Source organism: Stenotrophomonas pavanii (assembly GCF_900101175.1).
Lineage (GTDB): Bacteria > Pseudomonadota > Gammaproteobacteria > Xanthomonadales > Xanthomonadaceae > Stenotrophomonas > Stenotrophomonas pavanii.
Map to the genome: position 1 here is coordinate 174,716 of NZ_FNFQ01000010.1, position 11,617 is coordinate 186,332.

At 60.5% G+C, this 11,617-nt stretch carries 14 protein-coding genes and 1 tRNA gene; 5 read left to right on the forward strand and 10 right to left on the reverse strand.

Annotated features, from left to right (window positions below; translation table 11 throughout):
• Positions 1-109: 109 nt before the first annotated feature.
• Together BLS66_RS16565 and BLS66_RS16570 are read left to right on the forward strand one after the other, a co-directional pair.
• On the forward strand, positions 110-1,273 hold the full coding sequence (locus BLS66_RS16565) for a two-component system sensor histidine kinase NtrB (RefSeq protein ID WP_425513295.1): 1,164 nt from the start codon (positions 110-112) through the stop codon (positions 1,271-1,273).
• On the forward strand, positions 1,263-1,622 hold the full coding sequence (locus BLS66_RS16570; RefSeq protein WP_049471288.1) for a response regulator: 360 nt from the start codon (positions 1,263-1,265) through the stop codon (positions 1,620-1,622). Before BLS66_RS16565 ends, BLS66_RS16570 begins: the two co-directional genes overlap by 11 nt.
• A gap of 26 nt (positions 1,623-1,648) precedes the next feature.
• Here the strand turns inward: BLS66_RS16570 and BLS66_RS16575 are convergent, their stop codons facing one another.
• Complete coding sequence (locus BLS66_RS16575; RefSeq protein WP_074726351.1) at positions 1,649-2,113, reverse strand: GNAT family N-acetyltransferase; 465 nt, start codon at positions 2,111-2,113, stop codon at positions 1,649-1,651.
• Positions 2,114-2,557: 444 nt separating this feature from the next.
• Here BLS66_RS16575 and BLS66_RS20625 point away from each other — a divergent pair, with 444 nt between their 5' ends.
• Entirely contained in the window at positions 2,558-3,073 is a 516-nt protein-coding gene (locus BLS66_RS20625; RefSeq protein ID WP_130768159.1) for a hypothetical protein, read from the forward strand.
• A gap of 435 nt (positions 3,074-3,508) precedes the next feature.
• On the opposite strand, the gene BLS66_RS20790 is transcribed toward BLS66_RS20625, so the two are convergent.
• The 4 genes from BLS66_RS20790 to BLS66_RS16600 form a co-directional block, all read right to left on the reverse strand.
• Positions 3,509-3,602 (reverse strand) — tRNA-Ser (locus tag BLS66_RS20790).
• Positions 3,603-3,621: 19 nt separating this feature from the next.
• Positions 3,622-4,134, reverse strand: coding sequence for a hypothetical protein (locus tag BLS66_RS16590; RefSeq protein ID WP_074726352.1), 513 nt, complete (start codon positions 4,132-4,134; stop codon positions 3,622-3,624).
• 209 nt (positions 4,135-4,343) lie between these two features.
• Positions 4,344-6,035, reverse strand: coding sequence for an AIPR family protein (locus BLS66_RS16595; RefSeq protein ID WP_074726353.1), 1,692 nt, complete (start codon positions 6,033-6,035; stop codon positions 4,344-4,346).
• A gap of 495 nt (positions 6,036-6,530) precedes the next feature.
• Positions 6,531-7,169, reverse strand: a complete 639-nt coding sequence (locus BLS66_RS16600) for a hypothetical protein (protein ID WP_074726354.1) — start codon at positions 7,167-7,169, stop codon at positions 6,531-6,533.
• A gap of 514 nt (positions 7,170-7,683) precedes the next feature.
• On the opposite strand from BLS66_RS16600, the gene BLS66_RS16610 reads away from it, so the two are divergent.
• Complete coding sequence (locus BLS66_RS16610) at positions 7,684-7,959, forward strand: hypothetical protein (protein WP_074726356.1); 276 nt, start codon at positions 7,684-7,686, stop codon at positions 7,957-7,959.
• Here the strand turns inward: BLS66_RS16610 and BLS66_RS16615 are convergent.
• Positions 7,956-8,405: a BLUF domain-containing protein gene (locus BLS66_RS16615; protein WP_074726357.1), complete on the reverse strand. Its 450-nt coding sequence runs from the start codon at positions 8,403-8,405 to the stop codon at positions 7,956-7,958. The genes BLS66_RS16610 and BLS66_RS16615 overlap by 4 nt on opposite strands.
• A gap of 113 nt (positions 8,406-8,518) precedes the next feature.
• Positions 8,519-8,686, reverse strand: coding sequence for a hypothetical protein (locus BLS66_RS20795; RefSeq protein WP_167357714.1), 168 nt, complete (start codon positions 8,684-8,686; stop codon positions 8,519-8,521).
• 164 nt (positions 8,687-8,850) lie between these two features.
• On the opposite strand from BLS66_RS20795, the gene BLS66_RS16625 reads away from it, so the two are divergent.
• Positions 8,851-9,516 (forward strand): SOS response-associated peptidase, encoded by a 666-nt coding sequence (locus BLS66_RS16625; RefSeq protein WP_074726359.1) that lies wholly within the window; start codon positions 8,851-8,853, stop codon positions 9,514-9,516.
• Here BLS66_RS16625 and BLS66_RS16630 read toward each other — a convergent pair.
• From BLS66_RS16630 to BLS66_RS20800, 3 genes are all read right to left on the reverse strand, one after another.
• Positions 9,513-9,983, reverse strand: coding sequence for a hypothetical protein (locus tag BLS66_RS16630; protein ID WP_074726360.1), 471 nt, complete (start codon positions 9,981-9,983; stop codon positions 9,513-9,515). The two genes, BLS66_RS16625 and BLS66_RS16630, sit on opposite strands and share 4 nt — an antisense overlap.
• A gap of 2 nt (positions 9,984-9,985) precedes the next feature.
• Positions 9,986-11,236, reverse strand: a complete 1,251-nt coding sequence (locus BLS66_RS16635; RefSeq protein ID WP_074726361.1) for a hypothetical protein — start codon at positions 11,234-11,236, stop codon at positions 9,986-9,988.
• Between the two features lie 69 nt (positions 11,237-11,305).
• On the reverse strand, positions 11,306-11,617 hold a 312-nt coding region (locus BLS66_RS20800), incomplete at its 5' end, for a hypothetical protein (protein WP_167357715.1).

Sequence of the window (11,617 nt, forward strand, 5' to 3'; positions counted from 1 at the left end):
GTGTCGCATTCAGCCGCACAGGACAAATGGCACGTGTCAGGTGTGCACGCATCCTTCACACTTGAATGCCTAGCTTCACGTGCCTCACAGGGGTAACACTTATTTTCACGTGGACGCAGCTGCCTCTACGACGTCCGTGCTGACGGATCCTTCCCGACAACTGCGGTTGCTGATCGACAGCGTGCGCGACCATGCGCTGTACCTGCTTGATCCGGAAGGCATTGTCTGCAGCTGGAATCCCGGCGCCGAGCGCATCAAGGGCTATTCCGCCGATGAAGTGATCGGCACGCACTTTGGCCGTTTCTACCTGCCTGCCGACCGTGAGGCCGGCGAACCACTGCGCCTGCTCCGCCTCGCGGCGCAGCATGGCCATGTGGCCAGCGAGGGCTGGCGGGTACGCCGGGACGGTTCATCGTTCCGCGCCAGCGTGGTCATCGAGCCGGTCATGGAAGCCGGCGAACTCCTTGGCTTCGTCAAGATCACCCGCGACATCACCGAACAGTGGCAGGCGCAGCGACTGCTGCGCGATGCCCAGCGGGCGCTGCGCAACACCCAGCAGTTCGAGACCGTCGGCCGCCTCAGCCGCGGCCTGTCGCACGAGTTCAACAACCTGCTGACCACCATCGGCAATGCGCTGGACCTGCTTTCCCTTCGCGTGAGCGGCGATGATGCGCGCACGGCCGAGCTGCTGGATGCCGCGCAGGCCGCCACCGACCGCGGCGCGCTGCTCACCCGGCAGCTGCTGGCATTCAGCACCGGCCAGACCCTGATCCGCGAACCGGTGGACATCAACACTCTGCTGCAGCGCTGGCTGCCGGACCTGCAACGAACCTGCCCGGTGCATGTGACGCTGGAGGCCGAGCTGGCGCCCGGGCTGCCGCAGGTCAGCACTGACGCGATGCAGCTGCAGACCGCGCTGGCCAACCTGGTCGCCAATGCGGCCGAGGCCACGCTGGAGGGCGGCCGCATCCTGATCGGCACGACCCTCCAGCATCGCCTCGACCCGGATGCGGACACGGCCCTGCAACGCGGCTATGTCACGCTCAGTGTCTGCGACGAAGGCCACGGCATGGCCGCCGACATCGCCGAGCGCGCGACCGAACCCTTCTTCACCACCAAGGACATCGGCAAGGGCAGCGGCCTGGGCCTGAGCCAGGTGTTCGGATTTACCACCCAGAGCGGCGGCTTCGTCGATGTGTCCACCACGCCCGGTGTCGGCACCACGGTCAGCCTGCTGCTACCCGCAATTGAGGACCCCGCCCATGACCGATGAACCGATCCGCGTGTTGATGGTGGAGGACCAGAACGATCTGCGTGAGATGATCGGCCTGGCCCTGCGCGATTTCGGCATCGAGGTGTCCACCACTGCCGATGGGCATGAAGCGGCCGCGTTGCTGAAGAGCGACGCACGCTTCGACGTGGTGTTCAGTGACGTCAGCATGCCCAATGGCATGTCCGGCATCGAACTCAGCGAGCACGTCGCCCGCGACCAGCCGCAGGCACGCATGATCCTGTCCTCCGGCTACGCGCGTTCGCAGCTGCCGCCGCTTCCGGAGCAGGTGGAGTTCCTGCCCAAGCCCTATCGCCTGCGCCAGCTGGTTGAACTGCTCAAGCAGGACTGAAGGCGTACCGGCCTGCGTGGCCATGCTCAGCGCCGGGTCCGCTGCATGAACAGCAGCGCCGGCGTGGATGCAGCGTCCACCGGCTCGAAGCCGAGGGAGCGGTACAACGCAACTGCGGCGGCATTGTCCCGATAGACCCGCAAGGTCAGCCGTTCAACGGCAGCAGCCTGGAACGCCTGCGCGATCAGCGCCTGCACCAACCCACGCCCGAGACCGCGGCCCCGCGCCTGCGGCGCAACCAGCAGGCGGCCCAGATGGACGGTGCCCGGCTGCGTGGACCAGGCCTGGCCGAAACCCACGCGCTGGTCGCTTGCGTCCAGCAGCAGCCACCCCGGGCGTTCGCGCAGCTGCAATACGTGCTCGAACCGATCGGGTGGCAGTGGATAGGGCACGCCCGGCCCGGCCCAGCGCAGCGTGGCTGCGGCCGAATCCAGCCACCTGGCGATGCTCGCGTAGTCCTGGGGTTGCACGGGCTGCAGGCGGTGGTCCATGGCGGCCGGATCGCGGGGCGAGGCGCCAGCATATCCGAGTGGCCTGGCGGGCAGCGCGCGGACGTGGCGCCGCAAACAGGGTGACCCCGGCCCGATTCGAACGGGCGACCTTATCCGTAGGAGGGGACTTCCACTGTACGTTAGATCAACGACTTGCAAGATTGCTGGGACCGGCTTGGATCCACCTTCGCTCAAACACCCCACCGTAGCTGCTGCAGCCCTGCCCTCACCCACGCCTGGGTGCGGGCGTCCCTCGCTCGGGGCTTCATCTCTGCCGGCGGCTTGGGCGGCTCTAGCGCCGCCTTGATCTGCTCGATCCCCTTAGCCCCCGCCTCGGCCAGACGCCGGGCCTGCTGCTGCTCGCGCGTTGGTGGCAGGCCCGGTAGTGGCGGCGGATTCCGCTGGGGATAACATTGGCCCATCGGTCAGCGTAAGGAACCCATGATGCGTTCAATCGTTCTGGCAGTTGTGGTGTCTTCCCTGAGTTCTCCGGCTTTTGCCCAATCAGCCAGACCCCAGACTCCACCTGTATCCAATGCCGAGGCGTATAAGTGGATTCACATCAGCGGCGGCGTTACAGAGGCGACGAGCCGCGGCGTGACGATTCCCCTTTGGGACTCCGAATCCAAAGACGGCGAGTCACTCGACAGCTTTGTTACCCGTACAGGTCGTGACGCACTGCGCGTACTGGAATCATCCCCGGCTACGATCTGCGGTCAGCTGGAAGAGACACCAGGCAAGTACAAGATCTTACTGAAAGCCACGAGCAAGGCGGCAGACTGTAGCGCCCAAGGCTCGCGCCTTCCCTACATGCATATCAGACGCACAGAAGCCGGTGTAAAGAGCGTTGGTCCGTCCCCGAGCGAGCTTCGCGGACCGGTGTATGTAGTCGACCTGTCTGGCATCAAGTTCGAAGACGGCAGGAAGACTCGACCGGTCGTAGATTTCGGCAAGAAGTAGGCTGTGTTGCTGCGCAACCCTTGCAGCATGCCTGCGAACATCAGCTCTCCACTACACGACTGTCGGCTAATAACAATGCCTGCGCCGCTAATCGGCCACCAACGCTTGATTCATCTCAGTGCCAGAGCACCGCACCAAGCCCTTCGTAATCTAACGGTAGCTCCGCCCTCTCCGGCCAGGCGAACGTCTCCGGTTGCGGCAACAGCGCGCGCAGCTAGGCCGGAGTTCCGTTGCGAAGGGTGCAGATTCTGACCGGGGACGCTGATTACGCCACGACGAAGAAGTACTACGTACACCTCGCCCCTGAGGGTAATGATGGAGCGGTGGCGAAGCTAACCTATTGATTCGCCACTGTGACCACTGTGACCAAGTGGTGCCTTTTGATGGCCTGATATGGCCCATTGCGTTGTAGCAGCTATCGCAAGTTATTGATTCTGGTGACCCCGGCCCGATTCGAACGGGCGACCTTCCCCTTAGGAGGGGGCTTCCACTGTTCGTTTAATCAATGGCTTACGAGACAGATGGGACCGGCGTGGGTCCATTTTCGCTCAAATGCCCCGCCGCATCTGCTGCAGCCCTGCCCTCACCCACGCCTTGGTGCGGGCGTCCCTAGCTCGGGGTTTCGTCTCTACCGGCGGCTTGCGCGGTTCAAGTGCTGCCTTGATGCGCTCGATCTCCTTCGCCCCGGCCTCGGCCAGGCGCCGGGCCTGTTGCTGCTGCTCGCGGGTTGGCGGCAGGCCCGGCAGTGGCGGCGGCGGCTGGGTCGGGGTGCTGTCGGTCAGCCGGGCGACTGCCTGGCGCAGGGGCAGATCGGGATAGAGCCTGGCCGCACACCAGCGCTCGGCGTACCGCTTCGCCTGCCGGACGTTGGCCGCGCGCACTTCCTTCACCTGCCACATCTTCTGGCCTTCCATCCATAGCCGGACGCCGGGACCGCCATCGGGCGTGACGCTGGCCGTCTCCCGGCCGTTGTACCAGAGCGCCCAGCGCTCGCCGGTCTGGACCCAGCCAGAGGGAATCGGGGCGGAGCGGAAGCCTTGGTAGCTGTGCGAGGGAAGCATGCCCGGAAGGATACGACCGGCTGTCGCAGATCCTGCGAACGCGCCGGCCATGTCCCTGAATCATTCGAACTGCGCTTTCGAACTTCCCATCGGCCAACAAAATTTGTTGCAGTCCCTAGGGACAGTGCGAAGGAATGCAATGACCACACCCGAAAAGAGGGCCGCCATCCGTGAGTCGGATCAACAAGACACCGGCCGCAGCCCTAGACTCACTTCGCCAAGGACAGCTCCTTGCAAAGCTCATCGATTGCCTTAGCCTTCTTTCTGGTCACGTCCTTGGCGTACTGTGCAATCAAACGTGCAGACATCTTCTTGCACCACGTCGAGCTCTTTAGCTCATTCTTGTAGTCGAATGAACCTTCCTCATCATCTACGATCTCAGCGTTGAGATCGAGGGCCAAAAGCGCCGCGAGCTTTCCAAACAGCTCCTTCAACTGCGGCAGCTTTTTCGCAGCAATTATTCCATGGGCGTTGTTCAGCATCATCACGCCAGATCTATGCGTGCGAATCAAACTAACAACCGCGTAGGCCAGGAAGTACTTTGTCAAGTTGTAATACGCAAACTGCTTATCTTCGATCAAGTCCAAGCCTTCATACACAACGTCGAAGCAGTTTGCATAGGCAAAGACCTTTGCGCCATTTACATCAGGCCTACCGAAAATGGTCGAATACAACTCATCCATCACCTTGTACTTCTGATGGCAACTCCAAGGCTGCAAAAGATCCATCGCCAACAGAATGAGACCCGCATTTTCATTAGGCAGAACAATCTTACCCTTATTGCTCTCACCCTGCTTGATCTCATAAGCCATTTTACCGCCACTAGCAACCTCGAACTCCTTCTGAAGGCGCCGCTGAATATTATTGTTTGACTTTAGATCGCGAGCCTTGATAGCGTTCTGATTATTACTATTCATAGTAATCAGATGGGAAAGGTCGGTGTCGCCCTTTGTCTCAACCAACCTCACAAGAATCTTGAGATCATCGGTAATTCTCGCCCGCTCTGCGGACAGCGACGTCAGACTCTGAGCACCGTTAACAACAACATAGTCCTCAATATTGATTCTATTCTTGGTTTCGGAAGTGATAGATCTGCAAAGAACGTTGATGCCATTGTGGTAGAGCGGAAAATTTTTGTGCTCAGCCTTCTCTCTAATGCTCGATCTAAGCCCCTTATTTACCTTCGTATTGCCAAGAGAGAGCCGGACATTCTGCTCAAACAAACTTCCATCAGAGATGCCCTCCATCTTCAATAAATTTAGAGCCGGCGCGAGGAACAATCGAGCAACTGCACCGCCAGCGTCATACTTGATGACATCAGAATCCGAGACATCAAAATAGTACTTAGCCTTAATTCCCCCATCCACATCGAGATCAACATGCAACGAAGCAATGACCGCGGCATCATAAATCTCGATCCCGTCCAGCTTCTTGATTACGTTGATTGCATCTTTGTTTGGCCTGGCGTTTGAGACGAAAACTCCCGTCACCGTATAACCACTCTGAACCTTTGCCGCCAAAGAAGTGCGGATAATCGTCTGCCTAAGCCTCTGGTTCTTCGTTTCCGCAGAGAGCTCGTCAATCTTCTGACGGCTATCAAACTGCTTAAGAGTTCCCGCGAACTCCTTTAGATCCTTGTCGCCAAATTCAGCGCCAGCCTTTTGCAGTGTCTTGGTTTGAATAATATAGACAGTCTCTGACAAATCATCGACATAGATAGCATCTACACCCTTGTCGTGCTTGGCATCCACACACGCATCGTCTGCATCCACAGGCTCCAATCTGAATATGTTCTCGAGAAACCACCGAGTGAATTGCCCTGAAAAATCCGGGGATCGCTTCACATATCCCTTGAGGTGATTTTTCGTCATCGCATCAAAGCTCATGTCAGTAATTTTCATCGGCCCTCCCTGCAGATAATGGATTTCCGCGACCGCCCACCGCGACCGCGCGCAGCAAGCTTACACCTTTAGAGAACCATGAGAGTACCAACCTCTCGGCAATGACGCGCCGGAAATTTGACGCTATTCAGTACTGGACGGAGAAGTCTTGGATCGGAAAGTGAAAACAGAAGCGCATCAGCAGGCGATTCTTGCTGGTCGGCCATTAGACGGTACGCCGAAAGGAAAGCAGCAACGAGGATCGTAGATTGACCAGGACACCCATTTTCCCTCGCGGCATTCCAGTGCTCAGCATGTAGGGGCGCCGTGCCACGAATGCTGGGAGGGCGCCGCTCACGCCCCCCCGGGTTGAGCTGTCTGCGGCCCCGGATCTGGCAAGGTCAGGATGCCCGACCTCGCCGGCTGACACCAACGGGCAACGTCGCCCTGTCGGGTCGGGCTGTCCCTACACGCCCCAGCCACTGCCGGCCGGACTACCCTTCAGCCATGTGCGGCTCAGCTGGCCAGCACCGCGCGGCTTCCAATCGAGCCTAGGTCCTTCACTACCGCCTGGCCCTTCTGCAGGAACCCGGCCAGCAGCCGCCCGCCCGCCACCTCACGACCCATCTGATCATTGAGGTAGCCGGCCTGGAGACGCGCATGGGCCATGAGATCGGCTTGGGCCATGCTCGGCGTCAAAGCCTGGAGCGGCTCCCCGGGCGACGCAAGCTGGCCCTCGATCGGCTGGACCAGGCAGGGCCGCTGGCTGTCGCTCTTGGCATATCCAGTGGCAATCATCCGGCCGTTCTTGGGCGACCAGCCTCCCAGCACTAACTCGGTCCCCAGTTGGGCGAGCGGCAGGCCGGCCTCGGCTGCTGCCTTCTCATAGTTCGGCCATAGCTGGTCCACTACCAGCCCGAGCTCGGCGGACAACTGCTCCATCGTGAAATCTGCGCGGAAGCTGGCCTGCAGCGCCAGCTCGTAGATGCGAAGGAAGAACTGTGTGGAACCGCGCGTGGCCAGCACCAGGTTGTGCTGAGGGATCAGCAGCAGCTTCGCCCCCGCGGAATGCGCCCCTGTCCGGGCATCCTCTGCCAGAGTGTCTACCGCGACGACCAGGTGGTCACGAGTAAGCAGAACGTTGAGGATGCTCATTTAGAAGGCAACCGGAAGTTCCGCGAAATATGGCAGCTTGAGTGCTTCGAGTCCAACAGCGATGAGTCTCAGGGAAGTAAGCGTGAGCTTCCACTTGAGCTTGGTGTGATGCGAGGCTCACATCATGTGGTAGACACTCCTGTCTCGTGGCTCTTCTCCGGCGCAGAATCCTTTGCTCCCGTGTCCAGCCCTCAAGCGGCACCGCTATGCACCCTCCCAACGCTTTCAGGATCCATTCGATCCTGCCGCTGCTTGCGCCCAATGGCGCAATCATCCGATTGGAACAGGTGCGATCAACCTGTAAGAACTGTGGACTCAGGTCGTCGATGACTGAGGGGACAGGCTTTCAAAAGGATCGAACGGGAACCACGCTTACGTGCCCGGCTTGCGGAGCTACAGGAATGATGGACGAAATGGAGATCTGGCATCACTGGCTCGAGCAGTGCCGTCGCGAACGACTCCTGGCGCTGTTCGACCCCGAGCGCGATGATCAACTCGATATCGAGGACCCCAAATGACCGATGGCATCTCCGAACTGCTGGACCGCCTCCACTCCTGCGAAGTCGCGATCGAGGTTCATCGCGGCTATCTGAAGGCCATGGAATACGCGCTTCGGGTTTCTGTCCTGACCCACCCGGCGCCCGATCAGTTGACCGATACTTGGTTGCGCCTGCTACCAAGCATCGCGGCGAAGCACAAACACGATGGCGGCGCTCTCTTCGCCGCCGCCTTCGAGCAATCGCTAACGGTTCTGACCGAGCAAATCGGAGAGCCAAACGACAGAGCCTAGACCGCGATGGCGTACGGCTCCACCAGCCCGACCAACAGATCCATGGCAGTCGCATAGGCTGCCAGGTGATCGCCCCGCTGATTGAATCGGGTCCAGTCCGCATGAGCCACACGCCCAAGCTCATACGATTCAACGGGGAGCCATCTCATCGGCCAGAACGGCAGGCGACGCTGGCCCACCCTGCCCCGCTGCAGCTCCACGATCCCGTTATGGCTCCTTGCGCCCAACACGCGGGAATAGGCGACTGACAGTCCATCCTCCGGCCCCTCCAGGTACTGGAGAAAGCGATCACCATCGAAGAGGAGCACCCCCGTAACGCCAGCATTTCGGTTGAACCGGGCCGCGTCGTCCACAATCTGATCCAGCTTTCCATTGGACAAGCCCAGCTTGTCGCCAGCGATCGCCTCGCCGGCGCTGCTCGCGTATACAACTGCCCTGATGGGCATGGCGCACCTCCTTGATGAACAGCCAACGTATCAGCAGCGGGCTCAAGTGAGCGTGAGGTCTTTGAATCGTCCTGAACGCGTCAGGTTCGGGTGTTGCTGAATTCGGACCTTCGTCACAAGATGCAGGCACCACAAAGCGCAGCATGCGCAAAATTTTCCGGTAGTTCGCAATGCCAGATACAGGCCTTTTTCACGTTATCGATCTCGACGCGGACCGCGACGAGCTGGGCAAGCTGAAGCACGTAAGTGCCATCACCATCCGCTGCAACCAGTGCAGACATGTCACCCATTCAAGCGCTCCGGACCTGGAGACAATGCCGGGAGGAACCCTGCTCGCTTGCGGTGGATGCGGCAAGCGTCAGGCAGTCAGCAACGCCCGCTTGGTCGAATGCGACCAAGTGTTGGGGCCTACGATGCCGTTAGCGATACCGGCCTGAATCGCGCCATGTGCGGCCGATTCGTCCAGCTACCCGTTGTCGACTTTGGCCAGCCGGGGCTGGCTGACCTTGCCCCCGGCCTGGCCGAGATCCAGCCCAGCTACAACCTCGCGCCGACGCAGCGCGCATCGGTGATCCTGGACCGCGGCGAAGGCCGGCAGGTCACCCGCTTGGCGTGGGGCCTGCTGCCGTTCTGGGCCAAGGACAAGGGCCTACAGGGTTCGACCATCAACGCCCGGATCGAGACGGTGGCCACCAAGCCAGCGTTCCGGTCGGCCTTCAAGAAGCGCCGCTGCGTCATCCCCATGGCGGGCTACTACGAGTGGTCGGTGAGCCCGATCGACGAGAAGAAGGATCCCTGGTTCATCCACGCCACTGGACCGCTGCTGGCCGCTGGCCTGTGGGAGGACACCAGCCCGCTCCTGCCCGACGGCAACCTCGGAACCTTCACCATCATCACCGGCGACAGCAGCGGCGTATCGGCCGACATCCACGACCGCATGCCGGTGTGGCTGCAGGCCGGCCAGATCGATGAGTGGATGGCCGCCAGCCCCGACGACGCCATGGCCATGCTGCTGGCCAGCGAGCCGCCGGCGATGGAGGCTTATCGGGTAAGCCGCGCGGTGAACACGCCTCGCAACAACCGCGAAGATCTGCTGCAGCAGGTCGCTTAGAACACAACGGTAGGGCTTCCCGTCTCCAGCGGAAGCTCCGCCTTCTCCGGCCAGGCGAACGTCTCCGGCTGCGGCAACAGCGCGCGCACCTGCTCCCAAGTCTCGATGCCTTCCGGCGGCGCCAGCACCAGCTGCTCCAGCGCCTGGTTCACGGCATCGCGCCAGGCGACCATCGCCCGCGCCTCCGCGCGATATCGGGCCACGCTGCTGTTGTAGTAGCTGGCGCACGACTCGATGCCGTCGTAGCCGCGCTCTACCGCCTCGGCGCGCATCCAGGCGAATGCTTGATCACGGATGTAGCGGTAGTGCGCGGGCGTGTGCAGCTCAAATCCAAGGCCCGGCGCAGATGCCGGCAGCGGCGTGTTCTGATCCAGCCATTCGGTCGGCCATAGGTAGTGACCGCGCGGAATGAAGGCGCCAGTTTCGACGCAGCGGATCACATCCGCATCTTCAGTGAGTTGGTACATGATCAAAGCTCCGCGTCTGCGGTGTATTCACCAGCAATAAGGTAGGTGGAGGCCACAGCGTGACCGGTAGTGACACTGTCAACGATAAATCCGCTCTGAAACACACCCACAACCTGCATGGCGGTTGCGGCTCGCCATGCACCGCCTGCGGAGTCGTACCAACGCCAGCTGCTTGCTGGAGTCAGATTTCCGCCTTCACTGCCGCCGTAGAAAGTGACGGCAGGCGCAACGCGCATCGTTGTGCCAAATTCTATCGACGCACGCAGCCCCTGTGAATTGTATGCAGTAGCGGGCCGATGCAAACAGTAGTTGCTGTTGTTCGCTGGGACCACAGCTGTCGGAAATGACTTACGGTAGTAACGCTGACACAATGCCAATTCCAAGGCATCCGGGCGTTGCTCAAAATCAGTAGCAACACTGCCTACTTCGATTTGAATGTTGGAGAACTGGAAATCCCCGGTTTGGCGCCCAACGCCAGCAGCACGAGCATCCCAATTGCTACCCGCATCGAGCCACAGGATCAGCGAAAGATAGCCCTCAGTGGTGGTTCCGAACGTCTTTCCTGCGATACCCGCAAGGGTGAAAGTCCTGCTGATACGTTGCCATCCACCAGTAATGCCCGTTACAAGCTGACTATTCCCCACGATCGATGCAGACGGCGAGCCGCCCGTACCAAAGGTCATTTCAAATTCCATTCCGATTTTGGTAGCCGACGATGCACGCACCAGCATACTGACGGTAACCGTTTTTCCTGCAAGCAGCCGTACACCGTTCTCGATACGGTATTGCAAAGTGGCGAGGTTACCGTTACCTGCAACCTGACCTACGCTGCACCGCATGAAGTATCGGGCGTTGAACAAGTTTGTAGGATCGCCCAGCTGATGTTCCGCACGAATGCAGTCGATAGTGTCACCGACCATCACTGGAATGAAACGATCAGCGGTATAGGCGCCGTTGGTCATCCCCACGAACGATGTACCACGCTGCCAGAACCGGAAGTCACCATTGATAACAATGTTCTTGCCAGGAATGCGTGCGCTCAACGCCGCGTCGGCGGCTTCTCGAATTGCTGACTCGGCCGCAACGTGCTGCCCGCGGTCGGCGACCTCCTGATCGATGCGGACACCCAACGCCGTCAGGCGCTGCTCGGCGTCCTGGAAGTTCTCGTTGCAGGTCGCGAACGCGGTAAACGCGTCGTCGCCAGGGCGGCCGTCCGGCTGGATGGTGGTTTGATCGATGAGTTTCTGCGGCATGTGTGTTCTCTGCTGTTGATCGCCCACGGCAATGCGGGCCGGACATGCCGGCCCGCGCCTTGTGCGGTTTCAGTTCTCGACCGAGATGATCGACAGGCTCTGCGTGATGGACTGCTGCTGGAAGGAGCCGGACTCGTGCCTAACGTCCTGTTCGGTGAAGCTGGTGATCACCGCGCGGTAGGTCATCGTCTGCGCGCTGGTGCTGGTGTCGTTTACGGTGAACGATCCACCCCAGGTGGAGGTGGCGCTGTCAGGGCCATCCTGTTCATTGAGGATCATCACCGAACCGCTGACGTTCAGGACCTGCCACAGCGATTCAGCGCCCTCACCGACCCGCCGATAGATTTCCACGCGCGCCGTGTTCTGGCCCGCGCCCGCGAC